The organism is Enterococcus sp. JNUCC 77, assembly GCF_054819945.1.
Genome location: NZ_JBTHIG010000002.1, coordinates 371,753 through 388,624, shown reverse-complemented (window position 1 = coordinate 388,624; position 16,872 = coordinate 371,753). Strand labels below are relative to the sequence as shown.

Sequence of the window (16,872 nt, the reverse complement as noted above, 5' to 3'; positions counted from 1 at the left end):
TGGAAGAAATTGCGGAAATAGAGAGTAGGTAAATACAATGGAAGCTAACATTATTTATAACGATGATTGTTTAATTGGCATGAAAAAAATTCCTGATGAAAGCATCGATATGATTCTTTGTGATTTACCATACGGCACCACAAATTGCAGCTGGGATGTAATAATTCCTTTTAAACCGCTATGGGAACAATACATGAGAATCATTAAAGATAATGGAGCGATTGTTTTAACTGGGACAGAACCATTTAGCAGTATGTTACGGATGAGTAACTTGGATATTTACAAATATGATTGGATTTGGGACAAAATCAAAGGAACTGGATTTCTTAACGCAAACAGACAACCAATGAGAAATCATGAAAATATATCAGTGTTTTATAAAAAGCAATGCACTTATAATCCACAAAAAACAATTGGACATGAAAGAAAAACTTCAAAAAGAACAGTTAAGCATCAATCTGAATTATACGGATTTGTTAATGTTGATAATGCTTATGATTCCACTGAAAGGTTTCCGAGGAGTGTTCAAGTATTTAGTATGGATACTCAAAAAGAAGCACTGCACCCTACCCAGAAACCATTAGCATTATTCGAGTATCTAATTAAAACATACACTAATGAAGGAGATTTAGTTTTGGATAACTGCATGGGTAGCGGAACAACTGCAGTGGCATGTTTGAATACTGAAAGGCGCTATATAGGATATGAACTCAATAAGGCATATTATGAGACGTCTTTGACGAGAATTAAAAACAATAATATCCAAATGAATTTATTCGGGTAGTCAGCAAAAGAAACAGATATCTGATTAATAGAAAAGAGGAAAATGATATGGAAAAAAAGTAACAATTAAAAATGATGACTTAGGATTTATTGTAAGTGCATTCTATACGAGAGAAGATTTAAATTTAACAACTATTGAAGATTTAATTGATTTTTTTACAAGTGACGAACATAAAAATGAGGCAGTTACATTTACGTTAGAAGTCCGTTAACGAAGGAGATAAACGAGTCAGCAAGTGGAAGATTTTACTGACTTTAGGAGGTGATTATTTGCAAAGAATTTTAAATTATCCAGGTAGTAAATGGAACATGGCCAGTACAATTATTCAAATTATGCCAGAACACGAAACTTATGTAGAACCTTTTTTTGGATCTGGCGCAGTGTTTTTTAATAAACCAGCTGCAAAGGTTGAAACGATAAATGATGTTGATTCTCGAATAGTAAATTTTTTCAAAGTGTGTCGGGATTATCCGGATAATCTAATCCAGAAAATTCTACTAACACCCCATAGTCGTGAAGAATATTTAAACAGCTATGAAGTGAGCAGTGATCCAATCGAAGACGCTAGAAGATTAATGGTTAGATGCTGGCAAGCGATAGGTGCGAAAACAAGTGACAAAACAGGATGGCGATCAATCATTAATCCTAATGGTCCAAATACAGCTAGCGAATGGGCAGGAGTTTGGGAAAGAATTGAGGAAGTAGCTTTTCGGTTGAAGGGCGTACAAATTGAGCAGCAGGATGCTACGAAATTATTAACCAGGTATAACCGAAAAGGTGTGCTGACATATGTTGATCCGCCTTACTTATTAAGTACCAGGTCGAAGAGACTATATGCATGTGAATACTCAGATAAAGATCATATAGAACTATTAGATGTTCTATGCAATTTCGAAGGATTAGTCATTTTATCCGGATATGATAATGATTTGTACAATCGAAAACTCAGCAGCTGGTATAAATTGTCATTCAATAGTAAAGCGGAATCTGGTGCTAGCAGGCAAGAAGTTTTATGGTGCAATTATGAACCAAGTGGCCAGCTATCATTATTCGGTTAACGAAACATATTGCGAAAAAAAATAGAGGCTAAAAAGCCTCTATCAATTAAAATGCGTAAACTATAAGTGTAATACCCATCATCATGAAGTAAAAACCAACTAGAAATGCAAGTGTTAATGCAGAAGATATAGGATTAAATATCAACATTATTCCTAAAATAATTCCGATGATATTAACAATAACGTTAAACCAATAATAACCAGTACTTGCAACTTTATAGATACCTGATGTAGCTAATGCGACAATAGAATCAACGATAAACCAAATTGCAAACACAAAAGGTAGTGCAATTAAGCCCGCTGAAATGTTGAATAAAAGAAATACTCCGATTATTATATCAAATATTCCTAATACGATTAGCAATGTTGAGTGTTGTCCAGCAGATTCGTTCAAACTACGTCTAAAGAATAGTTCAAAGACACCTTTAAAAATTGCAGAGAAAGCAAACACATAAACAATTGCTAACAAACTACTTTCTGGGTCACGAAATGTAACTAAGGAAACGAAAATAAAGATAATTCCCAAAAGAAATGGTGCCCAAATAAAACCTGATCTTTTTTCCATAATACTCACCTCCGGAAAATATTATACATTTTAATGAGAATTATTGGAAATAAAAACTAAAAAGTCTGTAAACGACTGACTTAAAGGACTCAAACATAAATATTTCTTCTGTGACCAACCTGAATTGCTGTAATCACTATGGGATCATCTTCAATTTCAACGATTGCAGGATAATTTCCAATATGATATCGCCAATAAGAACCTAAGTTACCAGTTAATGCTTTCCCTTGTTGTCTTGGGTCAGTTATGCCATCGACATTCTTGTATAACTATCGAACGATTAAAATGGCTTGATGTTTATCCATTTTTCGAAGTTGTTTTTGCACGTCTTTACTAAATTCTAAATGGTAAACCATCACATGTTACCAAATTCTTTTAGTATTTCGTTCATAGGAAGGGTTGGTTTATTATCTTCTAGCCATAATAATCAACTCGCTTTCTTGTATTTCATTGTAATAAAAATGGAAAGTAAAATTTCAAATTTTTATCTAACCTTTATTCAATTAAGTGAAGGTCATCAGTCAAGCTGCTAACTCAGGATGTACGCCATTGCTGAAAACTATTTCCCGATTTAGGATAGGTGTTTATTTACATACTCTCTAAATATTGTGTAAAAAGAGAGGAAGAGACCGTCTTTTTATTTTAAAATAAAGTATCTAAACTATATTGGAGATGGTAAAAATGGATTGGATAGAAAAAATGAATGCTGCTATTATCTACATTGAAGAACACATTACAGATGCATTGAATATTGAAAATATTGCTAAAGTAGCAGACTGCTCGACGTATCATTTTCAAAGAATGTTCATTTATATGACAGGAATTCCTTTATCAGAATATATTCGACGTAGAAGAATGTCTTTAGCAGTTGCGGATTTAAAAAAGAGTGATATGAAAATCATAGATGTTGCATTAAAATACGGTTATCACTCGCCGACTGCTTTTAATCGAGCGTTTCAAAGTGTTCATGGGCTATCACCTTCAAGTGCTAAACTAGATGGTGCATTGATAAAATCCTACTCACCTATCAGTTTTAAAATGGAGATAAAAGGGGCAGAGAGTCTCGATTTTAGAATTGAGACAAAGGAATCTTTTCGAGTGATAGGCGTCTCTATATCACTTTATGGAGATTTTGAAGGAATGGTTGAGCCAGTTGAAAAAATCTGGGAAGCAGCTGAGAACAATGGAACAATCCATCAACTAAAAAAATGGCAGGCAACGACCAATTAGGATTGTTCGAAGTGATGATTCCTGATGAAAATGTTGAACGTTGGCGCTATTTAATTTCAGTTCCAACAGAGGAACCTTTAATGGAATCTTTAGAGGAGTATGTAGTGGATGCATATACTTGGGCAATTTTTTCATACGCTGGAAAGACAATTGAAGAAACACAAAATTTGGGGAAACGAGTGATTTCAGAATGGTTGCCAACAAGCGGATATGAATATGATTGCGGTCCAGATATTTCAGTACATGCTGAAGATGGCGCGATGGGAAAGATTCTTGAATACTGGGTGCCTATAAAAAATAAGAATGAAGGAGGCAGATTATGGTAGATTTTAAAAAGGACAAAAATATAAAGCCAATTGATGAAAATCTAAGTGTTGTTTTGGGCGATAGTTTTTCAGCGTATAAGCTACTCATAGAAAAACTACCAGCTTTTGAAATTAACCTAGAATGGCGTTTTTATAAAGATGGTGGTTGGCTTGCAAAGGCCACTCGAAAAAGAAAAACAATATTCTGGGGGCAACCTGAGGTGGGCTTTTTCACGATCGCTGCTCATTTTAATGAAAAAAATAAACAAGGAGTTTTTGATCTCAACATATCAGACGAATTAAAAGAGGCATTTTCCAATGCTTCAATCAGTGGCAATCAGTTTACGACACTTAAAATCGATATTTATAATGAAAATGATTTGCTAGATGTCTATCAATTGATTGAATATAAAAAGAATGCTAAATAGTCCAAGTGAAAATTTTTTTGTTCAATCCACCGAAACCATTACTCAAACTAATAAAAATTCTTTGACTACCAACTTATTGAATCTGTTGGTAGTTTTTTATTTGTTATAAATAAAAAAGTGGTAGATTAACTCAGCCCTTTACAAAAAAACTAGTAAAGATATAGCTCTTTGAAAACTGATATTAGTTAGCAAAAATTTTTATGATATACTTTTAATTAAATAATCGATAAAGAGGATTTTGAGATGGGAAATATCATTGATTAAAAATCTGATAAAAATTATTTGAAAGCCTATATGACGATTCGATTAAAACCCTAGGTTTCATGGTATTCAATAATCTTTTGTTTGATTTCACTAGCACCGATTAAATCATTACTGAGGGATCTTTCAAACAGGATTTCTTTTGAATCCAGCAGAAAACAAATATCTAATTTTTGAGAACTAACATCTAAACCGACAAATAATTTCATGGAGGGCCTCCTTTCATATTTATTTGGAATACTTAGCTATTGAAGTTTGTCCCTGAAACCTATTGGATAACCGCAGTCTCGCTTAATAGTACTCTGCAGTTCATTTTTTAAAAGCCACGCTATTTCCTACTAGAAATATTAAAAAAAATAAACGGTACAGCTAATGGGTTTGGGGCATGATAACCAACTGGTCGGGATGCAGGCTTCCAGTTGTAGTCAAACTACAGAAGTAGATAGCAGTGTTCCGATAGACCATTCCATAAGTCTATTATTCAGGAATAAAGGCCAATACCTAAGCACTAAAAGTTATTTAATAAGGAATGACCCATAAGGGGAATTGAAACGATGAAAGTCGTTTCAAAATATATATTACGAGGAGTGTGTACTATGAAATACAGAGGAACAATGCTTGTTGTAAAGGATATTGAGAGAACCAAGGAGTTTTATACAGCTATTTTAGGTGTACGGGTTATCTCTGACCTTGGCGAAAACGTCACATTCACCGGTGGGATTTCGGCACAGACCGAAAGCTCATGGATGCAATTCACCAAATGCGATGCAAGTTTTTTTAATTATCAGGGAAACGTTGTGGAGTTGTATTTTGAAGAAGAAGATTTTGATGGCTTCATGAAAAAGTTGAATGCAATGAATGTATCTATCATTGGCGAAGCATCTACCATGCCCTGGGGCCAAAATGTGATCCGTTTTTATGATCCAGACAAGCACATAATTGAAGTGGGCGAAGATTTGGCTGTAATGATGAAACGCCTACACGCAGAGGGATTAACCGTAGATCAACTTGCAGAAAAAACCTTTATGAAAAAAGGGAGAACAGAGCGAATGCTCAAGAAATAAGATGGTGACAGCAGAGCAATCGCACGAAATAAAAAGTGTTGCTTTATTACAATGGTAAAAGTCATTATGAAAAAAGATTCGAATCAGTAGTTGAAACAAGAGAGTATAGAAAATACTCAGAAAAATATATAGACAAAAACCGCTAACTAAAATAAGTTGGCGGTTTTTCTGTTAACGTCGGCTATAAAGAAAACTATCGAATACAAGATGACAAACTTACAGTATTAAAAAAGTTCTAATTGTTTATTATGATTCATAAATTCAATTGATTCTATTTTGATTTTTGTAAGGTTGTCCGCTATCTCAGAGTTTAGTGGACTATTATATTTTTTTGAAGATCAAATTAAAGTAGGTATACTATTGGGTCAAAAAAAAAGGGTAATCTTCAAGAATAGAAGTTACCCTCTTTTTAAACTTTAATTTGTAGGACGGTCTTATGACTCTATGAAACAAGTAATCACTTTTGCTGCTGCTTGTGCATTTGTACCTATCGCAGGATGACCACCGTGTTCAAATAGGTGGCAGATCGAATTTTTGCAGGCTTTAGTGATTGCTTGATATTCTGTTTCTAAATCTTTACGCAACAGCGGATCCTCTTTAGAGCCAAGTAATAGTAATGGAACTTCGAGGGTTTCCAAAGGTTTTGAAAAAAGTTCGCTTCTAGCATCAATTAAGCGCAGTAGCGAGTCAGTATCACGCGCAACAACTTGCTCCCAATCCTTACCAATACACCATTCATAAAAAATCCTTGTCTCAGGATTCGCTGTAACCATAGTTCGTTCAGTGACCAAGCTTTCACGAAAGCCTGAGTGTAACGTACGACCATCGAAACTATCTGCAACTACTTTGGCAACTAAATCACTGCGAGTTAAGGCAACATTTAAAGCCACCCAAGCACCGCCACTCGTACCGAGTAAGTTCACTGGAGGGAGTTGACAGAAGTCTAACAAACTGATTACTTGCTGCGCTTCATCTTTCCATAATTCAGTTGGAAAACTTTCGACACGATCCGATTGACCATAACCTAAAAAATCGATAAGAATTACCTGATTACCTTTATACAGAGGAAGCAGTGGCTCAAATAATTTTGACGAAGAAGTATTGCCATGCAAAAATACTAGCGGTTCACCTTCACCGATAATTGTGTAATAAATCTTTTTGCCTTGATAATTAAAGAAACTCATTTTTTTACCCTCCTATTCTTAAACTAGCGAATAGTCGGTACAATCCATGTTCCCATAACAATTCCTCCTTCATAAAAAGAAGATTTTCCTACCTTTATTATATCATGGAGATAGAGTGATTGAAGACTGGATTGTGGGAATTCTGAGCGCTTCAATATGAAAAATGGTAATGATGAACAACTTGTCCGCTAATTAACGGCAAATTTCATAGACTTAAAAGAAGAAACGAGCTTTACCATACTAAATGGCGAGAGTTATTTTTTTAGCCTAAGATTGAGAGAACTAATCAGTCTGCTAAATCAGAGTTTAATAGACTCATTTTTGGTGAATAAAACCTAACTAAACCTAACGTTGTATTTACTATGTATTTACTTGTTTTACATCCAGAAAATCACAGATACTCTTAAGTAAAGATATGTTGAAAGGCTGGCTGTTTATATATAGAATTGGCAGTGATCTGAGTGATGGCTAGTTACTTCAGGGAGGCATGAGATATTTTCAGAGATAGGAAAAATATATAGAAGAGCGCCTCATACTTGGGACAAGAGATTATTCCTACAGGTGGGAAGTTTTTTTATTTTCTAACCTACTAACATGAAAATAAAAGTGTCGTTAAGTAGAAATTATTGTAGAAAAGAAAAAAGCACCTACTATTTGAATTAGTATAGATGCTTTCATTTTGAATGATTTAAATGTATCAAATGGATTTCCTCTCGAATTAATTTAAATTCTATAAAATTTGTTAAAAATTTTTGTGTGAAATTTTTCGTGTTGTATAAACATCTGTTTTAACTACAGAATCAGATGTGTCAATTGTACTCATGTGATCAATCACTTTATCTGTTGGAAAGAAGGCACAAAAAAGTATAAGCGAAGCCCCAGCAGTTACAAGAGAAATTTTATAGTATTTGCCATCTCTCTCACTAAAGTACCAAGTCCCCAAAAAGCCAACTAAAAAGCTGATTACTAAAAAACTTAAAAAAATTAATTTCATGATCTATCCCCACCTTTCATTAGAATTTAAACATGTGTACCATTTTAACAAGTAAAATTGTTGCTAATAACATAATATCATCTCCTTTTTGGTTTAGAGATACTATAAAATGCTGGTTAATATAATACTAGTAATGTTGTTATAAGATAAGTTAAAAGTCGATATAAAGCCTGATAATAAAGGAATTCAAAAATTCATTGCACTAGAAATAAAATGAATTAGACTCTACTAATGAAACATATTGTAGACGTTAGAAAGATGTTGAAAAAATTAAAAAGGTGATGGCTCAGTAAATAAAAAATTACTTGAATGTATGAATTAGAATACTATGTGGATTCCTTATGTATTGAATCATTTGCTCCCTTTTTGCAGCAGAATTTTCAAAGAAAGACAAGGAGCTTCGTATATGTGTGATTGGTAAAAAGTATAAAAATAGGACAAGAAAAGCAAATGAAAAGAATAGAGATACTTTTTGATATTTTGCAGGATAGCTGTCATAGGTTGTAAATGCTAAAAAACTTGTGGTAAATAAAACTAAGAATATTAAAAACATTTTATTTCTCCTTTCTGATAACAAAGATAGTATTTCGCTTAGTTAGATTTGATGTGGAGGGTAGGAATCGAACCTACATTTTAAAACGTGACAAGTATCTACTTATAGCCATATTCAATAATTAAAATACCAATTTCAACCACAATAATAAATTGTTTATCTATCGTAAAAAGTGAAGATAGATAAAGAAAAACTAATATCAAACTAGCTTAAATAGAGGTGTAATGATTATTCATTAAAAAAAATTATTAAGCTAGTCTAAGTATAAAAAAAATAGCAAAAAAATCGAGTAGTTTAATATTTTTTTTCGGAATAATCAGCTATAAATGAAGATATAACAATGATTTCAAAAAATATAAAAAAACAAAATTCTTGGTTTTAATCCGTAAACGATGCAGATAACTGAGTGGATGGATGGAATAGATTAACGAAGAAAAAAAAAACTGCCTGTCAGAAGACAAGCAGTAATCTAGTAATATTATTTTAAATTGTTGAGGTTAAAAAATCTTACTACCATTCTTTACTTTACTTAGTGAAGTTAATAAAATACAGCCAGAATCTGTATCACTACCTAGTATTCTAATCTCACTTTTAACGTCCCCAATTCTGATTGGTGCAAAACTGCAGACGCAGACTACTTGTTTACCAATAAGTTCTTCTGCCTCATAATTAGTTAGTTGTGCTGAACTGTTTTTACTACCGAATTCTCCTAAATCAACTGTAACTTTATACGCAGGCTTTCTTGCTCTCTTATTTAAAGAAACATTTGTAACTGTACCAACTCTCATTTCAACTTCGTCAAATTGTTCCATTGTAATCATAATATATTTCCTCCAGTATTAGTTTTCTATTGTAAAAAGTCACTAGAAATCCTATGGGAAATTATTCTGGATGAAAGTATTCGTCTTTTGTCAGACGATAAAAAACATCGGTGACATTTTTTTGTGGGTCAATAAAGTCTTTTCTCGAATAAGGATCTTCGAAAAGATATTTTAAGCCACTTTTTAAGATAACTTTGCGTGATGCTATATTATTTTTATCGAAAACAGCCATCAAGCTATTAAATTCAAATTTTTCAAAGCCATATTCAAGCATAGTTTTTAAAGTTTCAGTCATGTATCCTTTATTCCAGTAATGGCGATTAAGCATGTAGCCAATCTCAGCAGTTTTCATGAGGGAGTCAATGCGATTATAACTTACACTGCCAATCATTTTACCAGTTAATTTTTCTTCAATAGCAAATTGACCCAAAGGTGCATTCAAAAATTTGGTTACGATATAATCAGCTGCATCGTTTAAGCTTCTGTGGATATTGGACACGTATTTTGCTGTTTCTAAATCTGAAGTGAGCTCAAATAATGCATTCGTATCATCTAAGGTCATCGGTCTTAAAATTAAGCGTTCCGAATTGATTACTGGATGTTGTGCAAGCTTTATATATAAGTCACTCATTAGAATCAAACCTTTCAAAATATTAAAGGAAATTATCCCATATACTATTCATAAAATCAATTTATTTTGAATATAAAAAGGTGTTTTAACGGAATGGAAGTTCATGTAGTTGAGACAATTGTGTAACTAATGACTAAAAATAAAGATGCTTTTTTAATTTACCCAAATAGGACACTCGAATAATCTAAAATTGCATGGATTAAAATTGGAACAAACAAGGTTCCACTCTTTTTATAAGCCAAAGCAAATAGTCCGCCACCAACAATCCCTTGACCTAATAAATTACTTGAAATGTTGGTAAATAAATCTGCAAGTGAACCATTTCCAATAATTGTTGGTAAAAGTCCATGCATAGCACCAAATAGCAAACCACTAACGATTATTCCTATTCGAAAACCATATTCTTGATCTATTATTGTGAATAAGTAGCCTCTGAAAATAAATTCCTCAGAGAAGGCGACAATAACTAAGTAAAAGAAAGCTAAATAAACCCCTTTTACTGTGAAATCTCCGTTAGACAAAAACATAATTAAATAAACTACTAGTAGCAGCACACTTATCAACCGAGAGTTTTTCGTGAGGCCCACTTCACTTAATGGTCTTTTTTTCAAAAAGATCAGGGCAAAAATTAGGATGACAAATAATAGATTAGTTATAATGTCTGATAAAAACTTAATCCAAATATTTTGTGAGGTGATATCTTTTAGCGAGATTAACCAGCCTTTGTTCCATAAAAATGAAGTAGAGAAGTAAAAAAATATCCCATATAGAAAAGTCAGGATTACAGCCACTAATACAGGCTTACTAATTTTCGTCATTTTTTTACCCGTCATATACTTATTCAATAGGTCGCTCCATATTTTTTATTTAATTGTACCAAAAAAAATTAATATAGTTAATTCCGCTAATGACTGAGATTGCATAAAGGTATTTTTGGTATGTTGTTTAGGATAATTTCCACCATGCGGTTTCAGATTGTTTGTATTTAACAAAACCGCAGCTTTTTAATATGTTTTGCGATTGAGAATTGTCAATTTCAGTTTCAGCGATAACAAAGGAAACGTTGGTTTGATTGATTGCCCAGTCGCACATTATTTGCACAGCTTCAGTCATAAAGCCTTGATGTCTAAAGTTTTCCCCTAAACCATAACCAATTTCTATTTCATGATTTAGATTTGGAATATCTTTAAAGTCTGCTAAACCAACTACGACATTATCTGATTTACGTATTAAAAACCAAAACGTATGATATAAGTAATTTTTTTCATCTTTTTTAGTTTTTTTCAATTGTTCAGCAACAATTTCTAGAAAAAAGCCTTGTAAAGGTTCAGCAAAATACTGACAATTTAAATCTTTTTCTAGTCTTGGGAGATCATTTATCCATAATTCAAGTTGTTTAGCGGTTAAGGGGATTAAGTATAATCTTTTAGTTTCAAGCATCATAATACAGTGGTCCTTTCTGATATTTTTTTGAAAATGTTCAATTATGGTTAGAAAATTAATATACGGATTAACGACTGTCATATAAAAAAGTAAGCATGATAAGTCTACCAACCCTCAATATTACCAAATTAAGAAAGGGATTGTGAATGATGAAATGAATCAGATAGCTGACCAAAAAAGAGAAAACCAAATTTTAGAAAGTTCAGCAATCGCACATACTAGTATAAAAGTTGGAAGGATTGAAGAACATATAGAATTTGTTAAAAAGACGGTTTCAGATTTGCATAAGGAGAAAAATCTTATTTACTTTATGAAAAATTTAAAGGCAAGGAGTATCTTAGTAATATCGAGACAACATGCATACCAACAGATTAAGTGGTATCGCTCTCAAAAATATGGTTTACTTTTCTATCAGAATTTTTCTCTTTTTGACTTGCCAGATATTGTAGATATAGTATGGAAGAGTTGAAAAGAAACCAACTGCAATAATGATTAGAACAGTTATTAAGAAGAAGACAATCGATAAGATTTTGACTAGTCTAGATTGCTTTTTGATGAATCGAATGAATTGTAAAATACCAGATAGGATGGAACAAATTAAATATCCACCTAGAAGCGTAGACAAAATAAAATTAATAACTTTGGTTTTCATAGGAAGATCAAGAGAAGAATCAATGAATGGAAAAAAAGCCAAGCAACCATAGAGAAAAGACCCTACTAAAAAAGCTATTGAAACATAAAACAAATAATCTTTTCTTTCTTTGTAATTCATATAAATCCTCCTAAGTGATGAATTATTTAATTGAATATTAATAATAAATCAAATATTAAGAGAAGTAAATGGGAGTAATATTCCGTAAACGACCGAGATAAATGAGTGAGGAAATGGATACTTTTTTAATTTGGTAAACAAGCGGGGAACAAAATGAAAAGATACCTCGACTCATAACGGCCATTAGCAAAGGAGATGTAAAAAACCGTTTTGAAGAGATTGTAAGTGACTGGAATGAAATTCTATCGGTTGAGGTTCATTACATTTAAAAAGACAGAAATAAAGAGACGAATAAGTATAGATGTGTTCATGGGTAACAAACGATATAAATATCGCGATTGAAATAAATGGTAGCTTCGACCTATGCATTTACTCGGGATTACCTTTTAATTATATTTATAGGAATTGACTATGAAAAAGAAAAAAATCAATAACGACTTATTAGGTGTATTGATCCCAATATCTGTTGGATTGTTTGCATGGGAGATACGGAACAGACAGCAAAAGACTAGACAAATACAACGATCACCTCTGAGATCACTAATTCAACAATGAACCAAGATGTCGATAATTTAGACTATGAAGGCACGAACAAAGTCGTAACTATCAATAATAATCAATCGAATTTTTAATCAGGAAGATTTGTCACCGGCTAATGGCTCATGGCAAATCTTCTCAGACTTAGACAATTTGAATCGTGTTGGTGTCGCCAATGCGTTGTTAGGTCATGATTTAATGCCGAAAGAAGAAAGAGGCGATATTTCGTCCGTCTATCCGACAGGTCGGAAGCAGAAAACTATCTAATGGGAAATGATTATATAATCGTAGTCATTTACTGGGCTACCAACTGACAGGAGAAAATGACAACTGGAAGAACCTTTTTACAGGGACAGAACAAATGAACCAAGGAACCATGGTACAATATGAGCATCAAGTAGCAGACTATCTGAGACAGACGAAAAATCATGTGTGTTACTGTGTGACCTTTTTTCAAAGAAACCGAGTTACTTTGTCGTGGGGTGCAAATGGAAGCGTAGAGCGTGGAAGATACCACGATCAGTTACAATGTATTTATTTACAATGTATTTATTTACAATGTGGAAGATGGTTATACGTTGGACTACGTTACTGGAAAAGTAGGGAGTTGAGATTTGTTTTATGAAGAATATAAATGATATGGCATTAATGAAGGTAAAAGATGAGAGAAAAAGACAGAATTTACTTTTTTTACTAGATGATATAGATTCTGCTTATAAAAGAGAAGCTTATGGGGCCGCTTTTATCTGTTGTTTGATACTTCCAGATATATGCTCTTCAATAGACAGGAATGATGGTAAACAATCTGCTGATACAGATTATATTGACTGGTGGAATGAAAATATTTCTCCTTTATTTAAAGCCGATTTGGTAATAACGAAAAAAAATACGCCTATCATCTATCTGGTGCAGTTGGGTATGCTCTTAGATGTCATGTTTTGCATGCAGCAAACCCAAAAGGATCTAGAATTTTGAAAGAATTAAAAAAATATTACAGTCAAATTGAAGGGAAAAATGTTAACATAAAATTTCATCCTACTGCTTCACATTTTATTCTTCTTTGCTCTGAAATAGATGAATACACTATTGATATAGAAATTTCGATAAATCGACAAATCTTTACAAAAAAAATATTGGATATGGTTTTGGAAAAATATTTGGATATTGATTGGTATAAAAATCGAGTAATAACGTACTCTAAATGACATAGATATTTTTAAAATTTGTAAATACACCAGTATAATTTTAATAGTGTTATATTCCGTAGAGAAAAATTTTGAAAGTAAACTCTTAATACTAAAATTCACTGATATAACAGAAACAGAACATTGAATGTGTTACTTATGGGTATACTTATAATGGACTTTTTGATTTGTTGATTCTATGTTACTTTTTATTGTCAATTTTGTGTGACTATTAAATAGTTCTTAATGGTCAGAAACTTAAAAATTTTTGACTCTTTTAATTTACTCAAAATTAATTAGTCTACACTAGTGTCCAATGATTTACTACTATAAGTGTTATTTTTGGGTATATCCATAGGTAACACTTTCTACTTTCCAAAGAATCCTATATTAAAGTATTTTCCGTTAAACTGAAAAATAGCACATTAATATGATTACTATATAGATATTTCTAGCATTTAAAATTGTTTAGGCGTATTATAGGGCTATAAAAAATGGTCATAAATAGTATTACTGATACAACAGTGAAATTATATAGTGACTTGAGCAAACTAAGTTTACATGATTAAGGTGCAACCAAGAAATATGGGCTATGGTTAATTTAATAAATTATTTTAAGATGGAGGTTTTTTTATGTGTACAGGAACAACTATTTCATCAAACCAAGGTAATTATTATTGGGCAAGAACTATGGACTTTGCTTTTGATTTTTTTAACAGTGGTGGAGAATTGCTTTATTTTCCAGGCGGTAAAGAATTTTCAATGATTTCAGGTAACATACATTCTAAATATTCTTTTTTTGGAATGGGTATGCCAGATACCTTCTTGATGACTGACGGTATAAATAGTGAAGGTTTAACTGGAGGTTGCTTTTATTTCGAAGAAGCCACTTGTACTAGTGAAGAAAGTTTAATTAAAAAGGACAAAAAACCTGTTGTAATGGATGAGCTAGTAGCTTTATTTTTATCGCAGTGCGCTAATGTCGAAGAAGTGGCATTTCTTGCTTCAAAATTAGCAGTTATAAACAAGTCTACAAGAAATAAAATGTTAGACTTAGAAACTTTTTTACCATTACATCAGATGTTTACAGATGCATCTGGAAAATCTATTATATTAGAAGCTGTAGACAATGGGGAACTAAAAGTTTATGAAAATACTTCAGGTTCTATTGCAAATAGTCCAACATATGATTGGCACTTAACTAATTTAAGGAATTATGTAAATTTGAGTGACTACACTAAGCCTCTTCTTGAGTTAGGAGACTTAACTATTAAAGACATTGAGAGCGGATCGGGTCTCCATGGATTGCCAGGTGATTACACTAGCCCCTCAAGATATATTAAAATTACTCTTTTATCTAAAATGATGGATAAACCTGACGATTCACATGCACTAAATGATTTATATAATGTTTTTTGTTCAGTTATTATTCCAAAAGGTATAGAAAAAGATTCTCCTACAAAATCAGATTATACTGCCTATTGGGCAGGATATGATATTAATAATAAAGAATTGCAATTAAAACCTACTGCTTCAGAGACATTTACAAAAGTGACATTAGATTCTTTGATGAATAAATTTGGTGATCAACCGGGATCTATAAAAATTAATTTAGAAAAAAATTTGTATCATGAAGTTTAAAACATATAAATAATCTAGGAAAAGAATAATAGAATATATACTTCAGCTTAATTCTATAATTACTTTTTTAGAGCCAGAAACATGTTTCTGGCTCTTTTTATTTGTATTTTTAAATCGAACACAGGTATATCTTTTTGTTTAGATATATAATTCAAAAATAAGATTGTCCATTATAGGTATACTTATAATGGATTTTTTGAGTTGTCGAAATTACACCCCTCTCAATTGTCTGTTTTACGTATCTATTAAATATAAAGCTTAAACTTCGCTTTTCGTGTAGAATAATAATAAAGATACCTTTATATAAAAATTTTTTAATGATAGGATTGAATATGTGAATTATGATTACTTTAACCAATCAGCAAAAAGAAGTCCTTGAATTAATGATCCGTTTATTAAAAAATTCGGGTGTAGTCCCGATACAAGCCTTGTATAAGTATAAATATTTAAATGTTATGAGTAAATCTGATTTTGAAACTGTTAGTAAAGTTTTCGTCAAAATTTATTTAAACTCTGATTGATATGAATTTTAATATGAGTAGTAATAAAAATGAACTTAAGTAAGAGACTATTTAAACATATAAGCCTTTGTATAATCTTTTTATGCTTATAATTTTATTTGAGGAGAAGTAAAAATGAATTTAAAGGAAAGACAAAAATATATTTTAAAAAAATTGAAACAGCAAGGAACAGCTACAACAAACGAGTTGGTTAATGAATTGAAAGTTTCAAAAATGACTATAAATAGAGACTTTAGTGAGTTGGAAAAGTTAGGTGTTGTAGAATTATTCCATGGCGGTGCTATGTACATTGATACTGATATAGTCGAATATCCTATTCATGTAAAAAATGATATCTTTGTTAATGAAAAGAAAAAAATTGCAAAAAAAGTAAGCTCGTTGATAGATGATGGACACACTATCTTTTTAGAAACAGGAACAACTGTTTCTTACGCTGCAAAGGAGCTAAAAGGTAAACGTAGTTCTAATTTTTTTACTAATTCTTTATCAATTATGAAATATTTTTCAACAATTGAGGACTTAAAGCTTAATATTATTCCAGGAACATATAGACCACTTTCAGATGGGTTTTTAGGGGTAGACACCTTAGACTATATTGACAATTTATTTTTTGATTATTGTATTCTAGGTGTCGAAGGTATCTCTGAAAACGGCAGATTGAGTGTTCAATCTAAAGAAGATGCCTTTGTCAAGCAAAAAATAATTACACATTCGAAAAATAAAATACTACTTTTTGACAAAAGTAAAATCAATAAAAATTTTACATATTCATTTGGTACAATTAATCAATTTGATAAAATAATTACTGATTATCAGAATGCACAAAATTTATTAGAAAATTACTTAGTCAAGAAAGATAGTTTAATAATTGCAGGCACGTGACAAAACATAAACTA

General features: G+C 31.8%; 20 protein-coding genes and 2 pseudogenes. 12 read left to right on the top strand and 10 right to left on the bottom strand.

Annotated elements, in window-relative coordinates:
- The first annotated feature begins 37 nt into the window (after positions 1-37).
- Both ACVWNY_RS14885 and ACVWNY_RS14880 read left to right on the top strand, forming a co-directional pair.
- On the top strand, positions 38-784 hold the full coding sequence (locus ACVWNY_RS14885) for a DNA-methyltransferase (RefSeq protein ID WP_454072295.1): 747 nt from the start codon (positions 38-40) through the stop codon (positions 782-784).
- A gap of 269 nt (positions 785-1,053) precedes the next feature.
- Positions 1,054-1,842: a DNA adenine methylase gene (locus ACVWNY_RS14880; RefSeq protein WP_454072294.1), complete on the top strand. Its 789-nt coding sequence runs from the start codon at positions 1,054-1,056 to the stop codon at positions 1,840-1,842.
- Between the two features lie 46 nt (positions 1,843-1,888).
- On the opposite strand, the gene ACVWNY_RS14875 is transcribed toward ACVWNY_RS14880, so the two are convergent.
- On the bottom strand, positions 1,889-2,407 hold the full coding sequence (locus tag ACVWNY_RS14875; protein ID WP_218327435.1) for an HdeD family acid-resistance protein: 519 nt from the start codon (positions 2,405-2,407) through the stop codon (positions 1,889-1,891).
- An 89-nt stretch (positions 2,408-2,496) separates the two neighbouring features.
- Positions 2,497-2,763: pseudogene (locus ACVWNY_RS14870) on the bottom strand (type II toxin-antitoxin system RelE family toxin).
- A 325-nt stretch (positions 2,764-3,088) separates the two neighbouring features.
- Between ACVWNY_RS14870 and ACVWNY_RS14865 the strand changes: the two are divergent.
- From ACVWNY_RS14865 to ACVWNY_RS14855, 3 genes are read left to right on the top strand one after another with little or no spacing between them, the layout of a single operon-like run.
- Positions 3,089-3,637, top strand: a complete 549-nt coding sequence (locus ACVWNY_RS14865; RefSeq protein ID WP_246601573.1) for a helix-turn-helix domain-containing protein — start codon at positions 3,089-3,091, stop codon at positions 3,635-3,637.
- Positions 3,616-3,963 carry a GyrI-like domain-containing protein gene (locus ACVWNY_RS14860; RefSeq protein WP_454072293.1) on the top strand — a complete coding sequence of 116 codons (348 nt, stop codon included), beginning with the start codon at positions 3,616-3,618 and terminating at the stop codon, positions 3,961-3,963. The genes ACVWNY_RS14865 and ACVWNY_RS14860 overlap by 22 nt, the downstream gene beginning before the upstream one ends.
- A complete protein-coding gene (locus ACVWNY_RS14855; RefSeq protein ID WP_218327434.1) occupies positions 3,957-4,370 on the top strand; it encodes a DUF3788 family protein in 414 nt (137 codons plus the stop codon). The genes ACVWNY_RS14860 and ACVWNY_RS14855 overlap by 7 nt, the downstream gene beginning before the upstream one ends.
- Before the next feature lie 314 nt (positions 4,371-4,684).
- Here ACVWNY_RS14855 and ACVWNY_RS14850 read toward each other — a convergent pair whose 3' ends face one another.
- The gene (locus tag ACVWNY_RS14850) at positions 4,685-4,840 is read right to left on the bottom strand and encodes a hypothetical protein (protein ID WP_461211745.1); all 156 of its coding nucleotides are present in this window, start codon (positions 4,838-4,840) and stop codon (positions 4,685-4,687) included.
- A 387-nt stretch (positions 4,841-5,227) separates the two neighbouring features.
- Between ACVWNY_RS14850 and ACVWNY_RS14845 the strand changes: the two genes are divergently transcribed.
- Entirely contained in the window at positions 5,228-5,695 is a 468-nt protein-coding gene (locus ACVWNY_RS14845) for a VOC family protein (RefSeq protein WP_454072292.1), read from the top strand.
- Between the two features lie 434 nt (positions 5,696-6,129).
- Here the strand turns inward: ACVWNY_RS14845 and ACVWNY_RS14840 are convergent, their stop codons facing one another.
- The 7 genes from ACVWNY_RS14840 to ACVWNY_RS14810 form a co-directional block, all read right to left on the bottom strand.
- Entirely contained in the window at positions 6,130-6,879 is a 750-nt protein-coding gene (locus ACVWNY_RS14840; protein ID WP_218327431.1) for an alpha/beta fold hydrolase, read from the bottom strand.
- Positions 6,880-7,621: 742 nt separating this feature from the next.
- On the bottom strand, positions 7,622-7,873 hold the full coding sequence (locus tag ACVWNY_RS14835) for a hypothetical protein (RefSeq protein ID WP_218327430.1): 252 nt from the start codon (positions 7,871-7,873) through the stop codon (positions 7,622-7,624).
- 1,050 nt (positions 7,874-8,923) lie between these two features.
- Entirely contained in the window at positions 8,924-9,247 is a 324-nt protein-coding gene (locus tag ACVWNY_RS14830; RefSeq protein ID WP_438721035.1) for a tRNA-binding protein, read from the bottom strand.
- A 61-nt stretch (positions 9,248-9,308) separates the two neighbouring features.
- Complete coding sequence (locus tag ACVWNY_RS14825; RefSeq protein ID WP_218327725.1) at positions 9,309-9,878, bottom strand: GNAT family N-acetyltransferase; 570 nt, start codon at positions 9,876-9,878, stop codon at positions 9,309-9,311.
- 158 nt (positions 9,879-10,036) lie between these two features.
- On the bottom strand, positions 10,037-10,723 hold the full coding sequence (locus ACVWNY_RS14820; RefSeq protein WP_218327724.1) for a CPBP family intramembrane glutamic endopeptidase: 687 nt from the start codon (positions 10,721-10,723) through the stop codon (positions 10,037-10,039).
- Between the two features lie 100 nt (positions 10,724-10,823).
- Positions 10,824-11,321, bottom strand: a complete 498-nt coding sequence (locus ACVWNY_RS14815) for a GNAT family N-acetyltransferase (protein ID WP_218327723.1) — start codon at positions 11,319-11,321, stop codon at positions 10,824-10,826.
- A 400-nt stretch (positions 11,322-11,721) separates the two neighbouring features.
- The gene (locus tag ACVWNY_RS14810; protein WP_454072290.1) at positions 11,722-12,093 is read right to left on the bottom strand and encodes a hypothetical protein; all 372 of its coding nucleotides are present in this window, start codon (positions 12,091-12,093) and stop codon (positions 11,722-11,724) included.
- A 642-nt stretch (positions 12,094-12,735) separates the two neighbouring features.
- Here ACVWNY_RS14810 and ACVWNY_RS14805 point away from each other — a divergent pair.
- From ACVWNY_RS14805 to ACVWNY_RS14780, 6 genes and pseudogenes are all read left to right on the top strand, one after another.
- On the top strand, positions 12,736-12,897 hold the full coding sequence (locus tag ACVWNY_RS14805) for a DNA/RNA non-specific endonuclease (protein WP_281419053.1): 162 nt from the start codon (positions 12,736-12,738) through the stop codon (positions 12,895-12,897).
- Positions 12,898-12,928: 31 nt separating this feature from the next.
- Positions 12,929-13,021, top strand: a pseudogene (locus ACVWNY_RS14800) (DNA/RNA non-specific endonuclease); the annotation flags it as partial.
- 230 nt (positions 13,022-13,251) lie between these two features.
- Positions 13,252-13,605, top strand: coding sequence for a hypothetical protein (locus ACVWNY_RS14795; RefSeq protein ID WP_218327721.1), 354 nt, complete (start codon positions 13,252-13,254; stop codon positions 13,603-13,605).
- Positions 13,602-13,835: a hypothetical protein gene (locus ACVWNY_RS14790; RefSeq protein WP_454072289.1), complete on the top strand. Its 234-nt coding sequence runs from the start codon at positions 13,602-13,604 to the stop codon at positions 13,833-13,835. Before ACVWNY_RS14795 ends, ACVWNY_RS14790 begins: the two co-directional genes overlap by 4 nt.
- 612 nt (positions 13,836-14,447) lie before the next feature.
- Positions 14,448-15,455 (top strand): linear amide C-N hydrolase, encoded by a 1,008-nt coding sequence (locus ACVWNY_RS14785; protein WP_218327720.1) that lies wholly within the window; start codon positions 14,448-14,450, stop codon positions 15,453-15,455.
- 635 nt (positions 15,456-16,090) lie between these two features.
- Entirely contained in the window at positions 16,091-16,858 is a 768-nt protein-coding gene (locus ACVWNY_RS14780) for a DeoR/GlpR family DNA-binding transcription regulator (RefSeq protein WP_218327719.1), read from the top strand.
- Positions 16,859-16,872 lie beyond the last annotated feature (14 nt).

Excerpts from the sequence above, each read along its gene's own strand:
- ACVWNY_RS14885 (WP_454072295.1), top strand. The coding sequence starts at position 38 with ATGGAAGCTAACATTATTTATAACGATGATTGTTTAATTGGCATGAAA.
- ACVWNY_RS14875 (WP_218327435.1), bottom strand. The coding sequence starts at position 2,407 with ATGGAAAAAAGATCAGGTTTTATTTGGGCACCATTTCTTTTGGGAATT.
- ACVWNY_RS14865 (WP_246601573.1), top strand. The coding sequence starts at position 3,089 with ATGGATTGGATAGAAAAAATGAATGCTGCTATTATCTACATTGAAGAA.
- ACVWNY_RS14860 (WP_454072293.1), top strand. The coding sequence starts at position 3,616 with ATGGCAGGCAACGACCAATTAGGATTGTTCGAAGTGATGATTCCTGAT.
- ACVWNY_RS14855 (WP_218327434.1), top strand. The coding sequence starts at position 3,957 with ATGGTAGATTTTAAAAAGGACAAAAATATAAAGCCAATTGATGAAAAT.
- ACVWNY_RS14850 (WP_461211745.1), bottom strand. The coding sequence starts at position 4,840 with ATGAAATTATTTGTCGGTTTAGATGTTAGTTCTCAAAAATTAGATATT.
- ACVWNY_RS14845 (WP_454072292.1), top strand. The coding sequence starts at position 5,228 with ATGAAATACAGAGGAACAATGCTTGTTGTAAAGGATATTGAGAGAACC.
- ACVWNY_RS14840 (WP_218327431.1), bottom strand. The coding sequence starts at position 6,879 with ATGAGTTTCTTTAATTATCAAGGCAAAAAGATTTATTACACAATTATC.
- ACVWNY_RS14835 (WP_218327430.1), bottom strand. The coding sequence starts at position 7,873 with ATGAAATTAATTTTTTTAAGTTTTTTAGTAATCAGCTTTTTAGTTGGC.
- ACVWNY_RS14830 (WP_438721035.1), bottom strand. The coding sequence starts at position 9,247 with ATGATTACAATGGAACAATTTGACGAAGTTGAAATGAGAGTTGGTACA.
- ACVWNY_RS14825 (WP_218327725.1), bottom strand. The coding sequence starts at position 9,878 with ATGAGTGACTTATATATAAAGCTTGCACAACATCCAGTAATCAATTCG.
- ACVWNY_RS14815 (WP_218327723.1), bottom strand. The coding sequence starts at position 11,321 with ATGATGCTTGAAACTAAAAGATTATACTTAATCCCCTTAACCGCTAAA.
- ACVWNY_RS14810 (WP_454072290.1), bottom strand. The coding sequence starts at position 12,093 with ATGAATTACAAAGAAAGAAAAGATTATTTGTTTTATGTTTCAATAGCT.
- ACVWNY_RS14795 (WP_218327721.1), top strand. The coding sequence starts at position 13,252 with ATGAAGAATATAAATGATATGGCATTAATGAAGGTAAAAGATGAGAGA.
- ACVWNY_RS14785 (WP_218327720.1), top strand. The coding sequence starts at position 14,448 with ATGTGTACAGGAACAACTATTTCATCAAACCAAGGTAATTATTATTGG.
- ACVWNY_RS14780 (WP_218327719.1), top strand. The coding sequence starts at position 16,091 with ATGAATTTAAAGGAAAGACAAAAATATATTTTAAAAAAATTGAAACAG.